The organism is Desulfuromonas carbonis, from assembly GCF_054658035.1.
Map to the genome: position 1 here is coordinate 293,651 of NZ_BAAHXR010000001.1, position 17,536 is coordinate 311,186.

Annotated in this window: 13 protein-coding genes; 10 read left to right on the forward strand and 3 right to left on the reverse strand. The window is 62.7% G+C overall.

Translation table 11 applies throughout. The features are described from left to right. Positions 1 to 97: 97 nt before the first annotated feature. From ACYQ8E_RS01355 to ACYQ8E_RS01365, 3 genes are all read left to right on the forward strand, one after another. Positions 98 to 1,000 carry an OmpA/MotB family protein gene (locus ACYQ8E_RS01355; protein ID WP_066725891.1) on the forward strand — a complete coding sequence of 301 codons (903 nt, stop codon included), beginning with the start codon at positions 98 to 100 and terminating at the stop codon, positions 998 to 1,000. A 92-nt stretch (positions 1,001 to 1,092) separates the two neighbouring features. Next, complete coding sequence (locus tag ACYQ8E_RS01360) at positions 1,093 to 1,608, forward strand: peptidylprolyl isomerase (RefSeq protein ID WP_066725888.1); 516 nt, start codon at positions 1,093 to 1,095, stop codon at positions 1,606 to 1,608. Between the two features lie 129 nt (positions 1,609 to 1,737). Further along, on the forward strand, positions 1,738 to 3,441 hold the full coding sequence (locus tag ACYQ8E_RS01365) for an alkaline phosphatase family protein (protein WP_066725885.1): 1,704 nt from the start codon (positions 1,738 to 1,740) through the stop codon (positions 3,439 to 3,441). On the opposite strand, the gene ACYQ8E_RS01370 is transcribed toward ACYQ8E_RS01365, so the two are convergent. Further along, entirely contained in the window at positions 3,431 to 4,630 is a 1,200-nt protein-coding gene (locus ACYQ8E_RS01370; protein WP_066725882.1) for a class I SAM-dependent rRNA methyltransferase, read from the reverse strand. The two genes, ACYQ8E_RS01365 and ACYQ8E_RS01370, sit on opposite strands and share 11 nt — an antisense overlap. A 119-nt stretch (positions 4,631 to 4,749) precedes the next feature. On the opposite strand from ACYQ8E_RS01370, the gene ACYQ8E_RS01375 reads away from it, so the two are divergent. Further along, positions 4,750 to 5,388, forward strand: coding sequence for a hypothetical protein (locus tag ACYQ8E_RS01375; RefSeq protein WP_066725880.1), 639 nt, complete (start codon positions 4,750 to 4,752; stop codon positions 5,386 to 5,388). A gap of 88 nt (positions 5,389 to 5,476) precedes the next feature. On the opposite strand, the gene ACYQ8E_RS01380 is transcribed toward ACYQ8E_RS01375, so the two are convergent. Next, entirely contained in the window at positions 5,477 to 6,472 is a 996-nt protein-coding gene (locus ACYQ8E_RS01380) for a permease (protein ID WP_066725878.1), read from the reverse strand. 258 nt (positions 6,473 to 6,730) lie between these two features. On the opposite strand from ACYQ8E_RS01380, the gene ACYQ8E_RS01385 reads away from it, so the two are divergent. After that, on the forward strand, positions 6,731 to 7,522 hold the full coding sequence (locus ACYQ8E_RS01385) for a class I SAM-dependent methyltransferase (protein WP_066725876.1): 792 nt from the start codon (positions 6,731 to 6,733) through the stop codon (positions 7,520 to 7,522). Between the two features lie 137 nt (positions 7,523 to 7,659). On the opposite strand, the gene ACYQ8E_RS01390 is transcribed toward ACYQ8E_RS01385, so the two are convergent. Then, on the reverse strand, positions 7,660 to 8,973 hold the full coding sequence (locus tag ACYQ8E_RS01390) for a citrate (Si)-synthase (protein ID WP_066725875.1): 1,314 nt from the start codon (positions 8,971 to 8,973) through the stop codon (positions 7,660 to 7,662). Between the two features lie 362 nt (positions 8,974 to 9,335). On the opposite strand from ACYQ8E_RS01390, the gene dusB reads away from it, so the two are divergent. From dusB to ACYQ8E_RS01415, 5 genes are all read left to right on the forward strand, one after another. After that, complete coding sequence (dusB, locus tag ACYQ8E_RS01395) at positions 9,336 to 10,310, forward strand: tRNA dihydrouridine synthase DusB (protein WP_066725872.1); 975 nt, start codon at positions 9,336 to 9,338, stop codon at positions 10,308 to 10,310. Beyond that, positions 10,307 to 11,407, forward strand: a complete 1,101-nt coding sequence (locus ACYQ8E_RS01400) for a two-component system sensor histidine kinase NtrB (protein ID WP_066725869.1) — start codon at positions 10,307 to 10,309, stop codon at positions 11,405 to 11,407. Before dusB ends, ACYQ8E_RS01400 begins: the two co-directional genes overlap by 4 nt. A gap of 61 nt (positions 11,408 to 11,468) precedes the next feature. Continuing rightward, on the forward strand, positions 11,469 to 12,902 hold the full coding sequence (gene ntrC, locus ACYQ8E_RS01405) for a nitrogen regulation protein NR(I) (protein WP_066725866.1): 1,434 nt from the start codon (positions 11,469 to 11,471) through the stop codon (positions 12,900 to 12,902). A 32-nt stretch (positions 12,903 to 12,934) separates the two neighbouring features. After that, positions 12,935 to 15,331 (forward strand): response regulator, encoded by a 2,397-nt coding sequence (locus tag ACYQ8E_RS01410; protein WP_066725863.1) that lies wholly within the window; start codon positions 12,935 to 12,937, stop codon positions 15,329 to 15,331. Continuing rightward, positions 15,316 to 17,532, forward strand: a complete 2,217-nt coding sequence (locus tag ACYQ8E_RS01415; protein WP_066725860.1) for an LVIVD repeat-containing protein — start codon at positions 15,316 to 15,318, stop codon at positions 17,530 to 17,532. Before ACYQ8E_RS01410 ends, ACYQ8E_RS01415 begins: the two co-directional genes overlap by 16 nt. Positions 17,533 to 17,536: the final 4 nt, after the last annotated feature.

Here is a 17,536-nt window from a genome sequence, read left to right on the forward strand (position 1 = left end):
AGCGGCCATCACCCCTTTACAATTTTGCTGGATGTGCTACAAAGACGGTTCATCCTCTCCGCAGTTTCCGTCTCTCCCGCTTTCGAGGAGGCCGCGCGTGCGCCCGATCATCTTTGCCATCGTCTGCTGTCTCGCCCTTTCCAGTGCCGGCTGCGTCGGCAAGAGCAAATTCGAGGAGAAGGTGGCCGAGGCAAACCGGCTCGATCTCTCCCTTCAGCAGCTGACCGAGGACCATCGCCAGCTCGGCGAGGAGGCGGCGCGACTGCGGGAGGCCAACGCCGAGCAACAGCAGGAGCTGGCGGCCTGCAACAACCGCCTGGCGGCCCTCGACGCCGACCTGCAGCGTTCCCGGGATGACACTATGCGCCTCGAGACGGTCCTCTCCGACCGCAGTGCCCAGACCGGGGCCGCCATGGCCGAAATGCGCCAGACCATCGACCGCCTCGAAACCGCAAACCGCACCCTGAACGCGCAGCTGGAGACCGAACAGATCGCCCGGGATGCCCGCATCGCCCACATCAAGAACACCTACGACGAGCTGGTCGGCAAGATGGAGAGCGAGATCGCCCGCGGCGAGGTGACGATCTCCGAACTGCAGGGGAAACTGACCGTCAACCTGGTCGAGAGCATTCTTTTCGACTCCGGCAAGGCCGATGTCAAGCAGGCCGGCCTGGCAGTCCTCAAGCGGGTCGGCGATATCCTCAAGAAAGAAGTCGACAAGGAAGTCCGGGTCGAAGGCTATACCGACAACATACCGATCAGTCCGCGGCTGCAGCAGACCTTCCCCAGCAACTGGGAGCTCTCCACGGCCCGCGCGACCAACGTCGTTCACTTCCTCCAGGAGCAGGTCGGAATCCCCGGCGACCGCATTTCGGCCTGCGGCTTCGGCCCGTTCCGCCCCCTCGCCGACAACGCAACGGCAGCAGGACGTGCGCAAAACCGCCGCATCCAGATTGTCCTCGTGCCGTTGGAACAGCCGGCACCCCAGCCGATCGAATAAGGCGGGTCGTACCGCCGCCCCCACCGGAGGCAGCACAACACCGCCTCCCTCCCCGCCCCTCGGGGCAAGAACGCACGAAGGAGACGTTTCGAATGAGCCAGACCAATCCCCAGGTCCGCCTGGAAACCAGCAAGGGGGAGATTCTCCTCGAACTCGATGCGACCAAGGCGCCGGTGACTGTCGCCAATTTCCTTGCCTACGTCGCCGATGGCTTTTTCACCGGCACGGTATTCCACCGCGTCATTCCCGGCTTCATGATCCAGGGGGGCGGCATGACCGCCGACCTCAAACCGAAAAAGAATCGGGAGCCGATCAAGAACGAAGCGGCCAACGGACTGCAAAACCTGACCGGGACCATCGCCATGGCCCGCACCCAGGTGATCGACTCGGCGACCAGCCAGTTTTTCATCAACACCGCCGACAACGCCTTTCTCAATCACTCGGGGAGCTCACCGGCGGCCTTCGGCTATGCGGTCTTCGGCAAGGTGGTGGCCGGGATGGAGACGGTCCGCGCCATCGAACAGGTCCCGACCGGCAGCAAAGGGATGCACCAGGATGTCCCCCGGGAGGATGTCGTCATCCTCGCGGCGACCCTGATTTCCGACTGATCGCAACCAGATACAGGACAAGGGCCCGGCCCACCCCATGAGGTGGCCCGGGCCCTTTTTGTTGTTGGCTGCCGGTCCTTGTCCCGCCGCTTTCGATCTATGGTATAGTTGCCAAAATTTCAGGGGGTTATGGTGATCTGGCGGCAATTTCTGGGGCGTCTGTTCCGGGTCTATTACTATTTCAAGTTCTTCCCCTTCCGCAAGGAACGGCTGGCGCGCCGTGCCGCCGGGGTCCAGGACGGGTTTGTCGGCATCCAGATCGACGGCCTCTCCGGGCCGCACCTGCAACAGGCGCTCGACCGTGGCTACCTCCCCAATCTGGAGCGGCTGCTGCGGCGCGGGCATACTCTGCGCGACTACCGGGCCGGACTGCCGAGTACGACACCGGCGGCCCAGGCGGCCATTTTCCACGGCGTCGAGCGGGGGATTCCGGCCTTTCGCTGGTTCGAAAAATCGTCCGGCCAATTGATCAGCTGCAACGACCCGGACCATGTCCAGATCTTCCGCGAGCGCCTCCTGGCCGGCCATCCCGGTATCCTCGCCGGTGGCTCCTCCTACTCCAACATCCTGGACGGCGATGCCGAGCGCAGCGTCTTTACCGTTTCCTCCCCCCACCCGCAGACCCTCTTCGGCCGCTTCGGCGGGGTGCGGTTCCTCCTCGTCATCCTGCTGCACCCGCTGCGCATCTGCCGCATGGGAGCCGCCACGGTCCTCGAATATTTCACCAACCTCTACGATCGCTGGCATTTCCGCAAGCATCGTCCCTGGCGCCTCAACGAGGGGCTCTTCCCCTTTATCCGCATCTTCTGCAACGTCATCCTGCGCGAACTCCAGACCTTTGGAGTGATCGCCGATATTTACAGCGGCGTCCCTCGTATCTACACGACCTACAGCGGCTACGACGAGCTCGCCCACCACTTTGGCCCCGCCTCGATCCAGGCCCTGAAAAATCTCAAGTACACCGACAAGCGCATCGGCGAGATCATGCGCATGCTGCGCCATGCCCCCGGCGCCCGCTACCAGCTGGTCATCCTCTCCGACCACGGCCAGACCCCCGGCTACCCCTTCCGCGACCGCTTCGGCGCCACCCTGGGCGAGGCGATCAGCGCCTTTCTGCGGGAGAACCAGCAGGCCACCGTCTCCGGCGGTCCGTTGGATTTCATGCGCATGCAGCTCGGTTATTTGCAGGAGGAACTGGATGCAAGTCCCTCCGGCTGGCGCCAGCGCCTCTTTCGCCGGACCAAGAACGCCCTGCAGCGGCGCATCCGGGCACTGGTGCCGGAGACGATCAAGGTCGATCCGGATGGGGGTGTGGTGGTGACCTATTCGAGTTCCCTGGCCCACCTCTACATTACCGGCAGCCCGGCCCGGCTGAACCTGGAAGCGATCGAGGAAAGTCAGCCGTTACTGTTGCGCTTTTTGACCCATCATCGCGGCATCGGTTTCGTCATGGCCCGCAGTGCCGATGGCCGGGTCTGGATTCTGCACCGCGGTGGCCGCTGCGGCAGTCATTGCGACCAGGCGCCGCCGGCCGCAGCGCTCGAATTTCTGCGTCCCTACGGCAGACCGGAACAGCTCTGGCCGGAGCTGTGCCAGTTCGCCGCCAACGACAGCTGCGGCGACCTGGTCCTGTTCGGCGCCTATGACGGCGAACGCATCGCCTGTTTTGACGACCAGGTCGGTGGCCACGGATCGGTCGGCGGCGAGCAGTTGCAGCCTTTTCTCATCCTGCCGGCCGGCCACCCGCTGGGTCAGAGAGGGGATCTCGCCGGCTACCGCTTTCTCCACGATGCGCTCTTTGGCCCGATGACGACCCCGCGGCCTACCCCTTGACGCCGAGCAGGTACTTGAGATAGCGCCCCTCGGGAAAGGTGAGGGGATAGGGAAAATCGCCCGACTGTCCGCGCAGGCCGATCACCCGCAGCTCGTAGCCAGCGGCAAGGGCGCCGCGTCGCAATTCCTTGAGGTAGTCGGCGACGTCGACCTTCTGGTGGTTGGAGGAGGTGACCAGCAGCCCCCCCGCGGGGAGGAGCTGTAACGCCTTGGCGACCAGGGCCGAGGTGCCGCCGCGGGTGGTAAAGGTATTTTTGGCGGTAGTGGAAAAGGAGGGCGGGTCCATCAGCACCAGGTCGAAGCGCCGCCGCTCCGCCAGCAGTTGGTCAAGCACGGCAAAACAGTCGCCGACCATGAACTCGTGGCGCTTCGGATTGAGCCGGTTGGCGCCGAAATTCTCCTGCGCCCAGTCGAGGTAGCTGCCGGAAGCGTCGACACTGGTCACCCGGCTGGCGCCGGCGGCGGCCGCGGCGACGGAAAAGGCGCCGGTATAGGCAAAGAGGTTGAGAACCGTGCGGCCGGCCACCCGCCCCATGAGATCGCGACGATTCTCGCGCTGGTCGAGGAAGAGCCCGGTATTGAGCCCCGTCCCCAGCTCCACCAGGAAGGTCAGGCCGTTCTCGGTCACCGGCTGGCGCCCTGGTGCGGCGCTGCCAGCGAGGAGCCGGGCGACGTGCTTTTCCCCGCCGCTGGCCAGTTCACGGGTCTGCTGCGGGCGCCATTTTTCATAGATGCCGGCTGGCGCCAGAAGCTTCTGTAGCCCCTGCACCAGAAGCGGCAGGTAGGGTTGCCAGGCACCGGTAAAGAGCTGAATCATCAACCGGTCACGGTAGCAGTCCACGGTCAGGCCGGGGAGACCATCCCCCTCCCCATTGACCAGGCGATAGGTATCCGTCTCCTCCAGGTCGACATGCTGGCGGCGCAGAGCGAGGGCCGCGGCGAGGCGCCGCTCCAGCCAGGCGGCGTCGAGCTCCACCCGCCCCGGAGCGAGCACCCGGGCAACGATCCGCTCGCCGGGATCATAAAGAGCGGTCGCCAGCAGCTTCTCCCGTTCGTCGCAGAGTTCGATCAGGTCACCCACGTTGCCGGGCGACCAGCTTCTGGTAAAGCGATCGGCAATAACCCAGGGATGGCCGAGCTCCAGCATGCGCACGGTCTCGGCGCCGACAGTGCATTTTCGTCTCTTCATGGTCGATCCTCCCGGGCTGGATTGTAGCCGAAGCGCGCCACCGCTCCAAGGCAAAAGTCCTTTTCCGGGACCGGGTCACGTGCTAGACTCGCGGCGGAAAAATGCACAAAGGACGGACCATGAATCAGGAGCGAAAAACCAGGGGGGAGCAACTGATCGAGCAGCTGCTGGCGGAACTCGACCCGGGCTCCGAATGCTACCGGGTCCTCGCTACCGCCAGGCGCTTCAAGTCGACCTGGGTGGAACTCGGCGAGGAACTGCTCAAGGTGAGCCGCGAGGGGCTCTACCGCCAGTGGGGCTATTCCTCCTTCGACGAATATTGCAGCCGCGAAGTCCGTATCCGCAAGCCGACCGCCGAAAAACTGACCCTGGCCTACCGCTACCTGGAGAAGGAGGAACCGGAACTCCTTGCCCGGCACGGCGAACTCAAACCGCTCCCCGATTATCGTTCCATCGACCTGCTGCGCCAGGCGAAGGAGGACGACTTCCCCCCGGAGCAGTACGCCGAACTGCGCAAGGCAGTGGTGGAGGACGAACGGAGCCACCCGACGGTCCGCAAGCACTTCCGGGAGGCGAGTGCCGCCCGCCGTCCCGCCGATGCCGAGGAACGCCGCCAGCTGCAGAATGCCCTCGCTGCCGCCCGTCGCCTGGCGCTCACCCTCAAGGCCCTGCAAGGGATTCCCGCCGCGCAACTCGACAGCGTGTTGAGCCTGATCTCCCTGTTCGAAGAACGGCTCGCTGCCGGGGACGAGGCGTAACCGGCGAGCGTTCATGCGAGGTTGAAAAACCGACAGGGTGCCCAAGACTTCGGGCACCCTGCTTTATGATAGCGGCGGGAAATTGCGGCTAGAACTGCACCGGCAGCCAGCGCCAGAGGAAGGCTGCCATCAGGGTCCCGGTGACGCAGAGGGTCAGGTAGAGGAAGAGGACACGCTTGCGAAACATGGTGATGAATACACCCATGACCGGCAGGGCCGTCACCGGACCGCCGACCAGCAAGGCGATGCCGGCCCCCTTGGCGAGAACGATGCCATTGCCGACTTCCGGCGAGACGAAGCCGTAGAGCATGGCGGCCGCGGTCACCTGTGGCAGATGCAGGGGGATGGTGGCAAAGGTCAGGGTGAGAATCGGCAGAACCCCCTCCCCTTCCAGGAGCGCGGCCAGCCATTCGTGAGGAATGAACTGCTGGGCGACGACTTCGATCACCAGGCCGATCAGCGCGAACTTGCCGATTTTCAGGAACCCTTCCCAGAACTTGGCGAGAAAGACCAGAAAACGGTTGTGGGTACAGCGGTCGACGCGATGGGAGAGCTGCTTGCCACAGTCGCAACGCAGTTCCTCGACCGGGTAGTCCGGGTCGTGGAAATCCCCGGCCGGCAGGGCCTCGCGAAAGAGGAGTTTCTCGCTGAAACCGCGCCGGCGCAACAGGTGGGTGACAGTCCCGGCAAAGAGCCCCATGAAGATTGCACTCACCAGAATCACGTTAGCCCAGGCTGGACCGAGTTCCCAGTTGAGAAGGGTGTAACCGGCCGGGCTCATCAGCGGAGAGGTCACCAGAAGGGCCATTGCCGGCGCCAGGGGGAGCCCGGCGAGGAGGAGCGAAATCACCAAGGGGAGGGTCGCGCAGGCGCAGAGGGGACTGGCAACACCGAGCAGGGTCGCCATGCCGATGGAGAGAACGCCGAACCGGGTCAGGGCCTTGCGAATCTTGACATGCCACTTGAAGGTGCGGATCACCGCCTCCAGCAGCACACCAAGCGCCAGAAACGGCAGAATGTAGAGGAATTCCCGCCAGAGGCCGATTCCCAGCTCGATCAGTTGTTTGCCGATCCCATCCATCATTACCATTGTCCTTGCCGTGTCGTCAGGTTTTTGTCTGGCTGCCGGGGGCGACCCGACAGCTTTCCGCCCAAAAGCCCCGGTTCCCGCCTCCGGGAATCTCCCCGGGTTGCCCGGGGAAGGAGAATCGCCGGGTTTAAAGCAATTCCCGTTCCATTTCGACCGCAGTTATCCACCCCGGGAAAAGATGATTCCGAGAATTGTCAGAACAAGCATTTTGCCGTTCGAGTGCTATAATTGGGCCCAAACCAGGAGTCACCGATGAAAGAAGCGTTCAAGAATAAAGTCCGCGAACAATTCAGCCGGGTGGCCGATGGCTACGTCCGGGACAGTGGTTTCGCCGGCGGCGCTGACCTGGCAGAGGCAGTGAAACTACTCCAGCCCGGCGCTGAGGACGTCATGCTCGATGTCGCCTGCGGCGGCGGGCATACCGCCCTCTATTTTGCCCCGCTGGTCCGTAGCGTGGTCGCTTCGGACCTGACGATGCAGATGCTGAAGCGGGCCCAGGAGCATATTGCCGAACAGGGAAAAGTGGAAAATGTGACCTTCCGCGAAGCCGACGCCGAGGATCTCCCCTTCCCGGCGGGGTCCTTCACCCTGCTCACCTGCCGCATCGCCCCCCACCACTTTCCCGATGTTCCGCGCGCCCTCGAAGAGTTCCACCGCGTCTTGCGCCGCAAGGGGGGGCGGATGGCCATCATCGATACCCTCCTCCCCGAGGACCCGGAGGTGGCCGACTTCTACCAGACGATGGAAAAGCTGCGGGATCCGACCCATGTCCGGGCCTATTCGGAAAAGGAATGGCGGCAGATGGTGGAAAATGCCGGCTTTGCCGTTGAAGCGACCCGCATCTTTCCCAAGACTCATGATTTCCAGAGCTGGGCGCGCCGCGCCGGGCTCAACCGCGAAGGAATTCAACGCCTGAATCGCCTTTTTATCGAGGCTCCGGCGAAAGTTCAGGATTTTTTCCAGGTTGAAACCTTTGCCGGCGAGGTCGAGTCGTACACAGACCAGAAGCTGCTGATTTACGCAACGCGCCTGGAAAAGAAATAGATCCTTTGGCGATTGCCGCGCAAAAGCAGATCGGGGCCATGACTGTCATGGCCCCGATTTCTTTTGAAAAACATCGGGGATGCCGAATTGGCATCCCCGATGATCACAACCTCATTGAAACATTTCCGAGAAGAAGCTTACTTGACCCCGGCAGCGGCTTCCAGCATCGCGGTGGTCACCGACTTGGGCCGCTCGATGCCGTAACCGAGAGCGCGGTCCCAGGTGATGTTGGCGAGGCAGCCGAGAGCGCGGCCGATCCCGAAGAGGACGGTGTAGAACTCGTACTGGGTGACGCCATAGTACCACTGGATGACACCGGACTGGGCATCGACGTTCGGCCAAGGGTTCTTGGCCTTGCCATGCTCGGTCAACACGCCCGGAGCGACTTCAAAGATCATCTTCACCAGCTGGAACAGCGGATAGTCCTTGAGACCCGGGGTCTTCATGCAGAACTCACGCTGCGAGGTGTAGCGGGGGTCGGTCTTGCGCAGCACGGCGTGGCCGTAGCCCGGGATGACCTGGCCGCTTTTGAGGGTGGCCCAGAGCGCTTCCTTGAGTTTCTCCTCGGTCGGGACCTCGCCGCCGAGCTGCTGCATGAAGTTCTGGGTCCAACGCAGCACTTCTTCGTTGGCAAGGCCGTGGAGCGGGCCGGCCAGACCGTTAAGGCCGGCACTGTAGGCATAGTAGGCGTCGGACAGGGCCGAAGCCACCAGGTGGGTGGTGTGGGCCGAGACGTTGCCGGACTCGTGGTCGGAGTGGAGGATGAAGTACATGCGGGCAACATCGTCATACGGAGCCGGGATGCCCATCATGCGGGCAAAGTTGCCGCCCATGTCCAGCTTGGGATCGGCTTTGATGTGGGTATCGCCCATGTACTTCATGCGGTAGATGTAGGCGCCGATGGGGCCGAGTTTCGCCATCATGTTGTTGGCGTCCTCGTACATCTCTTCCCAGCAGGTCATCTTGTTGAATTTGCCGGAAGCATAGGTCTTGGCAAAAACCGAATCGCGCTGCATGGCGAGAACGGCGGTGGAGAACATGGTCATCGGATGGGTGTCGCGGGGGAGCGCACGCAGCACGTCGATGACGTACTGGGGAACCTCGGAGCGCTTCTTCCAGTCTTCGACCACTTCCAGGGTCTGCTCCATGGTCGGCACGTCGCCGGTCAGCAGCATCCACCAGAAGCCCTCGACATAGGGATAGTCGCTACCGGGGACCTTGGGCAGGGCAGCAAAGGTTTCCGGAATCGTCTTGCCGCGGAAACGGATCCCTTCCATCGGATCAAGATAAGAAATGTCGGTTACCAGGCATTTGATGCCACGGGCGCCGCCGATGGCCTGGGAGATGGTCACCTCACCCAGCGAGACTTCGCCAAACTCCTTAACCAGGCGGGTGGTGCGGGGGCGGTGCTCGTCAATTTTCTTGCGCAGGACTTCCTTCAGTTTCGACATACTCTCTCTCCTTTTGGGAAAAATCGATGGATCCTGCTTGATCCATCAGGCCAACAAAAACAAACGATGCCGATCGCAACGACAACGATATCGGCGGCCCCTCCCGGGGCCAATCAAACTACCAACCGGAAACGCATGAAATAAAAATAATAAGTTGGAAAAACCGAGAGTGGACAGGACCTTCTAAACCTTGTCTGGTCTCATTTTCCAAATAATGTTCTAACAACTCAAGGCTCGCTTGTCAAGTTGAATTTTGTATACAGTATCCCACGTCAGGGCGGCTGGCACGGGCCCCGATTTTCCCCTTGCTTTCTCATCCTCCCATGCTAGTATGCGTAAAAATTGTGCAATAATTGGATGCAATGCGGATAGGCCAGCTGCTACTCACCAACAACATCATCCTCGCGCCGATGGCCGGGATCACCGACCTTCCCTATCGCCTCATCATGAAACGTTTCGGGGCCGGGCTGGTCTTCACCGAGATGGTGAGCGCCAATGGCCTGATTCGCGCCGGTCGCAGCACCCGGGAACTGCTCGAATCCGACCCGGCTGAGCGCCCCCTCGGGGTCCAGCTCTTCGGTGAAGACCCGGCGGTTCTGGCCGAGGCGGCGCGCCTGGTAGGGGATGCTGGAGAGCTGCTCGACCTCAACCTCGGCTGTCCCGTCCCCAAGGTGGTCCGCTCCGGGGCGGGCAGCGCGCTGTTGCGCGATCCGCTCCGGGTCGGCAGGATCGTGGCGGCGGTCGTTCGCGCCAGCGACCGTCCCTTGACGGTCAAGATTCGCTCCGGGTGGGACGCTGAGTCGATCAACTTTCTCGAGATTGGGCGCATTGCCGAAGCCGAAGGGGCGGCGGCAGTCACCCTCCACCCCCGGACCCGGGCACAAGGATTCAGCGGGCACTCTGACTGGCAGCACCTCGCAGCACTGAAGGCAGCGCTGAAAATCCCAGTCATTGGCAGCGGCGACATCTTTTGCGGCGGCGATGCCATTGCGATGCTGACCACGACCGGCTGCGACGGCCTCATGATCGGCCGTGGCGGCTACGGCAACCCCTGGCTGATTCGGGACATCCTGAACCTGCAGGCCGGTATTGAGCCGACCCCGCCGACGGCCCGGGAGCGGCTGCAGGTCGCCAACGACCACCTCGCCCTGGTTGCGGCCCTGAAAGGACCGGCCCGGGCACTGTTCGAGATGCGCAAGCATCTCTGCTGGTATGCACGGGGGCTGCCCGGCGCGGCTCAATTTCGCGCCCGGGTCAACAGCACCGAGTCGCTGGCGGGCCTGCGCACCACAGTCTATGATTTTTTTTCAGCAGTCGAGGGGACGCCGGCGCCATGAGCTCCCGGGACGGGCAGGAAGACACCCAGATCTACGCCAGGGTCGTCGATAACATCGACCGGGCGGTCGTCGCCATCGACCGCGCCGGGCGCATCGCCCTCTTCAACCCGGCGGCCCAGGCCTGTACCGGTCTCTCCGAACGCCAGAGTCTCGGCCGCCACTTCGAGGAACTCTTCGCGGGACAGGACAAGATTCTCGCGCTCATCCGTTCCGCACTCGATGTCGGGCGCTCCATTTCCGACGACGAGAACATCCACCTGCAGCGCCCCTCCGCGCCGCCGTTGCCGGTGAGCGTTTCCGCTTCACCCATCTATACCGACAGCGGCGACCGGGAGGGTGTGGTGCTGATCATTCGTGATCTTTCCCGGCTGCGGGAGCTGGAGGATGCGGTACGCCGTGCCGACCGGTTGTCGATGCTTGGCACCCTCGCCGCCGGGCTCGCCCACGAAATCAAAAACCCCCTCGGCGGGATCAAGGGGGCGGCCCAGTTGCTCGCCATGGAACTCGGCACGGAAAACCCCCTGCACGAGTATACCGGGATCATGATCAAGGAGGTGGAGCGGGTCAACGGCATCATCGAGGAGTTGATGGATCTTGCCCGCCCCCGCCTCCCCCAGTTCCAGGAAGTAAATATCGGCCGCCTGCTCGGCGATATCATCCTGTTTCAGAAAGAGGCGCACCGCGGCAAACAGATCGATTTCGTGCTGACCCTCGATCCGAGCATTCCGCCGCTGCTCGGCGATGAAAACCTGCTGACCCGGCTCTTTCTGAACCTGATAAAGAATGCCGCCGAAGCGATCGAGGGGAAGGGGCGGGTGGAAATCTGCAGCCGGGTCGCCTCCGATTTCCATATGCAGAAACCGGGACAACGCCCGGTGCCGCTGATCGTCATCGAAATCCGCGACAGTGGGCGGGGGATTCCGGCCGAGGACCTGGATCGGATCTTCACCCCCTTCTACACCACCAAGAATCGCGGCAGCGGTCTTGGCCTGGCCACCTGCCAGAAGATCGTCGACAGTCACCGGGGCCTGCTCCGCTTCGACAGTCGCGAGGGGGAAGGCACCACAGTCAGTGTCTCGCTCCCCTTCATTCGTTGAACCAGACCCTGCGTTTTTTGATGGTGATCCCTTAAACCCCTAATTTCTGGATAGCCCTGCCATGTCAATTCGCCGAATTCTGGTAGCTGATGACGAAGAAAGTATCCGCTGGGTTCTCTCCAAGTCCCTGACCAAACAGGGATATTCCGTCGACCTTGCGGCGAACGGAACGGAGGCGCTGGCCCTGTTGCGCCAGAATCGCTACGATCTGGCGGTACTCGACATCAAGATGCCGGGGACGTCCGGGCTCGATCTGCTCTCGAAAATCCAGAGCGAATCCCCGGAGGTGCTGGTCGTCATCATGACGGCCGAATCGTCGATGAAAAATGCCGTCGAAGCGATGAAGCGGGGCGCGTACGACTACATCACCAAGCCCTTCGACCTCGATGCTCTCGATGCCATCATCCTCAAGGCCCGCAAGGCCTCGGAGGTGACCGAAGAAGTCAAGCTTCTCAAGGAGGAGATTCGCGATCACTATCAGCTGGACCGGAATATTATCGGCAAGGGGCGCGCCATGCAGGAGGTCTACAAGGTCCTCGGCAAGGTCGCGCCGGCCGACATTACCGTTCTGATTACCGGGGAATCAGGGACCGGCAAGGAGTTGGTGGCCCGCGCCATCCACTTCAACAGCCCTCGCCTTGGCAAACCGTTTCTCGCTCTTAACTGTGCGGCCATCCCCCGGGAACTCCTCGAAAGCGAGCTTTTCGGATTCGAGAAGGGCGCCTTCACCGGCGCCGTGGAGCGCAAAGCCGGCAAGTTCGAGCAGGCCAACGGCGGGACCATTTTCCTCGACGAAATCGGCGACATGCCCCTCGAACTCCAGGCCAAGCTGCTGCGCGTTTTGCAGGAAAAAGAGGTAACCCGTACCGGCGGATCGACCTCCATCGCGGTTGATGTCCGGATTGTCGCCGCTACCAACCAGGACCTCAAGGAGAAGGTGCGCAACCGCGAATTCCGCGAGGACCTCTTCTACCGCCTCAATGTGGTGCCGATCGAGTTACCGCCCCTGCGCGAACGCCGCGAGGACATTCCGTTGCTGGTGGAGTTCTTCATTCAACGCGCTGCGGAAAATCTCGGCGTACCGGCCCGCGGCTGTACCGAAGAAACCATGCGCCTGTTCAAGGGATACAGCTGGCCCGGGAACGTCCGCGAACTGGAAAACGCCATCCAGCGCGCCGCTCTCCTCTCCCCGGACCAGATCCTCACCCCCGAGGACTTTCCCGGGCTGCTCGGCGGCGCCCAGCGGCGCGACAACGAGGGTTCCCTCGAAGCACTGATTGCCAACAAGCTGCATTCTTCCCTGGCCCAGATGGACGTGCAGGACCTCGACAACCTCTACGAAATGGTTCTGCAGCAGATGGAGCGCCCCCTGATCCGCATCGTGCTCGACAAGACGCGTGGCAACCAGGTCCGGGCCGCGGAGATTCTCGGCATCAACCGCAATACCCTGCGCAAAAAGATCCAGGTGCTGGGGATCGACCTGAAAAAGGACTAGGCCCCGAACCGGCCGTCGGCGGAACGAAGACGATGCCACGACTCTTCGCAGAGACGTCCCTCAAAACCAAGCTGACCACCATCATGCTCGCCACCAGCGGGCTGGTATTGCTGCTGGCGTCGGGAGCCTATGTCTTCTCCGAGATTGTCTCGTTCCGCAACAGCCTCATCAACAAGACGACCGCGCTGGCCAAGGTCATCGGTGCCAACAGCAGCTCAGCCCTGCTTTTCCACGACCTCCCGACCGCCGAAGCGATTCTCGCCTCCCTGAGCAGCGAACCGGAAATCCGCCTCGCCCTGATATTCGACAAAAACCTGAAGCCCTATGCCCAGTACCGGGCCCTCGATCCGCCCGGCGCGAAAAAACCCGAATTACCCGTCACCCGGCAGCTGGTGATGGAGAGCGCCGAACAGGGCGAGGTTGCCCAGCTCTTCACCCTCCGCTCCCTGGAGGTGGCACTCCCCGTCCTGCTTGATGGCCAGCGACTGGGACTGGTCTATCTGCAATCCGACCTTAGCGCTCTGCGCACCTGGTTGCTACGATTCCTGCTCGGCTCCCTGCTGGTGATGGGGGTCGTGCTGGTGATCGCCTACCTCTTTTCCGCACGCCTGCAGGAAGTCATCTCGCGACCGATCCTGCAGCTCGCTTCGACCATGAAGGAAGTCTCGGCAACGGAGGATTTTTCGGTGCGGGCCGTCGCCACCACCCGGGACGAGGTTGGCACCCTGGTCACCGTCTTCAATGAGATGCTCGACCATATCGCCCGCCGCGACCAAACCCTTGCAACCTACCGCCAGGGGCTGGAAGTCCAGGTCGCCCAGCGCACCGAGGAACTGAGCAAAACCAACCGGCAGCTGCAACAAACAGTCACCGAGCTCGACCAGGCCCGCCATCTTGCCGAGGCGGCAAGTCAGGCCAAATCACGCTTTCTCGCCAACATGAGCCACGAAATCCGCACGCCGATGATCGGCGTCCTCGGCATGACCGAACAGTTGCTGCGCACTCCCCTGGACCAGAACCAGCTCATCATGGCACGCACTGTCCACAACTCGGGGGAGGCATTGCTGGCGGTCCTTAACGATATTCTCGATTTTTCCAAAATCGAAGCGGGCAAGCTGGAACTGGAGAATGTCCCCTTCAACCTGCAGTTGATCGTCGAGGATGTTCTCGGCCTGTTCGGGGAGAAGGCCTACAGCAAGGGGGTGGAACTCTTTGGCCGGGTTGATACCGCCTGCCCGGCGACCCTGATCGGTGATCCGGGCCGGATTCGCCAGATTCTCCTCAACCTGGTTGGCAATGCGGTCAAGTTTACCGAGCGGGGCGAGGTCGGCCTCCAGTTTGCGACCAGCCCCCTGGCTGCCGGTGGCGTTCTGGTACGCTGCACCGTCAAGGATACCGGCATCGGCATTGAGCCGGCGGCACTGCAAAGGCTCTTCGAGTCCTTTTCCCAGGGGGACAATTCGACCAGCAGACTCTACGGTGGCACCGGACTCGGTCTGGCCATCGTTCGGCAGCTGGTGACCATGATGGGGGGCCAAACGGAGGTGACCAGCACCTTTAACCAGGGCTCCAGTTTCAGCTTCTCCATCCCCTTCCGGCTGCCGGAGCCGGCGCCCCTCCCTGCGGGTCATTCCGAGGAGTTCGGAACGGTTCTGGTCTGGGATGACCATACCGGGACTCGCGAGCTTCTCTCCGAGGAGCTCACCCGGCTCGGGCTCACCGTGGTAGCGGTAGGTCATGCCGATGAAGTGGATCGCCTCCTTACGGAGGCCGCGGGACGCCCCCCTTTCCGTTTCGCCCTCCTCGATGCGCTGCTGTTGGAGCCCAATTCGCGGACGCTCGACGAGCTGCGCCTGTCGCCACTCTTTACCGGCACCCGGGAGATCCTTCTCGTCCCCCATGCCTACCCTGCCGGCACCCGGGGTCCCGACCTGGCCGGGCGGGATGATTTATTGTTCAAACCACTGCGGATGTCGATCCTGCCCCAGCTGCTGCTTCCCCCCACCCAGCTGGAGGAGAGCAAAGAACCGACTGCCCGGGATACCCGGGGCGAGGCCGGCACCGCCCGGCAGAAACCGGGCAGGATCCTGGTCGCCGAGGACAATCCGACCACCCAGCGACTGATCGGCCTAATTCTCGCCGGCTACACCCTTGAAATGGTCGCCAGTGGCCATGAGGCCGTGGCGTGCAGCGAAGCAGGGAGCTACGACCTGATCCTCATGGATTGCCAGATGCCGGGCATGGACGGTTTTACTGCAACCCGAGCGATACGCGACCGCGGCGACAGCACGCCAATCGTCGCCCTGACCGCCCACGCCCAGGCCGAAGATGCCGAGCGCTGCCGCGCCGAGGGAATGGACGACTACCTGAGCAAGCCCTTTAAACAGCAGCAATTACTCGACATGGTTGAAAAATGGCTAAGGACCTGAGGCGGGAGGAGGCGCCGATCGCGACAGCGCTGCGGCCACGGCGACGATCCGGTCCTATTTTTCTGCTCGGCCTCGGCAGCGGCCTCTATCTGGTGCTCGTGGCGATGCTCCTCTGGTCTCTCGCATTTCCGGCTAAGCCGGGAGTCGCACCACAAATCACCACCCTGCGCCAGTTAAATGCCACGCGCCCAGGGGTACTTCGCCTGGCCGTTGCCGGGGAGAACCTCTCCCCGGACACCCGCCTCTCCCTCGTCCGCGACAGCGGCGGGCAGCGGGCGGTACTCGCCAACCTGCCCACCTACGGCCTGGCCCGGGATCTCATCCTCGCCGGCGACTACGGCCTGGTCGCCAACAGCTATCGCGGCGTGCAAACCGTCTCATTCAAAGACCCCGAGCGGCCACGGATCATCGCCTCCCTGAATCTCCCCGGACGCGCCTGGGGCCTGAGCGCCTCCGGCACGACCCTGCTGGTCGCCGCCATGAACGCCGGGATTCACCTGGTCGACATCCAGGATCCGGCGAATCCAGAGCTGCTGGGAACGATCACCACCAGCAGCCCGGCCCTGCACGCCTGCGGCGAGAACAACCTTGTCTATGTCCTAACCACCGACAGGACGTTGCGGATTTATGACATCCGTGACCCGTCCAGCCCGGCTCTCCTCAGCCAGACGGCCCTCCCCAACATCCCCTGGCACGGAATCAAGGTGGGCCATCGATTCCTGATCAGCTGCGGCAAAAGCGGCCTGGTGGTGGTCGATATCGAGAACCCGCGGCATCCCCGCCTCGGCCAGCGTCTCGCCCTGCCCGGCGGCGCCTCCAGCATGACCACGGTCGGCACCCTTGGCTACGTGGCGGCGAGCAGCGGGGGCCTCCAGGTCATCGATCTGGCCCCCCCCGGCCGGATCCGGGTGCTGTCGTACCTCGCCAGCCCGGTACGTTCCTTCAAGGTCGAGGTCCGGGGGACGCAGGCCTACCTGGCGGCCGGCGAAAACGGTCTGCAAATCATTGATGTCGCCGACCCCCGCCGTCCCTTCCTGCGGCATGCCATCGACAGCCCCGGCAATGCGACCGCCGTGGCTCTTATCAACAAGGTAGCCTTGTTGGCATCCGGGGTTTCGGGCCTTGAGGTTATCGATCTTGACCAGCTGCCGGAGCTCACCCGCACCCCGTTACTGAAGTTCGATGAGCGGATCCGCCGGATCCGCGCGGGACAAGAGCTTGTCTTTCTTGCCGCCGGGGAAGCGGGGCTGGTGATTCTGGATAACGTTGTCGACACCCCCCCGCGTATCGTCGGAACCATCGACACCCCGGGTATTTGCCAGGACATGGCTATCAGCGGCAATCTCGTCTACCTGGCCGACGGCTCCGGTGGCATCCTGGTCATAGCGGTCGATGACCCGATTCATCCGCAACGGGTCGGTCAGGTCGCGAGCAGCGATCCGGTAACCTCCCTGGCCCTGGCCGGCGGGTTGCTGCTGGCAACGGAGACTTCCGGTGAATTCCAGGTCTATTCCCTGAGGAATCCGCAGCAGCCCCTTCTCCTTGGCCACCTGCTGTTGCCCGGCCCGGCCCGCGACATAACTTCCACCGGTACTCATGCCTACCTCGCCGTCGGCAAGGAAGGGCTGGTGGTGATCGATCTCTCCGACCCGCGATCGCCCCGACTTGCCGGGCAGTTGCAGTCGCCCTGGCCCCAGAGCGAGCTCCCCAACAGCAATGCCAACCAGGTCTTGCTGCACGGCTCGATGGCCTATATCGCGCATGGCAGCGCAGGCGTCAAGATAGTGGATGTCTCAGAACCGGCGAACCCGCGCCTGATCGGCCAGATTGAGAATCTGGGAGCGGCCTTTGCCTTGACCGCCCACGACGATCTGCTTTACGTCGCCGATCTGGAAAACGACGTCCATGCCTTTGATATTTCCAACCCCGCACGCCCCCTGGAAGTTGCTCTGCTGCCAACCCAGACCCGCATTCGGACCGTAGCGTTTACCGAGGGCCGGCTCCTTGCCGTCGGCAGCGGCTCCGGTATCAGTCTTCTGCCGGAACCGATTCTCGGTGAGCAGTGGGGGAAGACCAGGCAAGGGGAACGGGTGTTCGAAGTCCGCAAACCCGTGCAGGCCGGTGAATATACTGTGCGGCTTTTCAACGGCTGGGGATTCGACAAACGGGCGGGAATTGCTTTGATGAACGGAAAAGAATAAATCC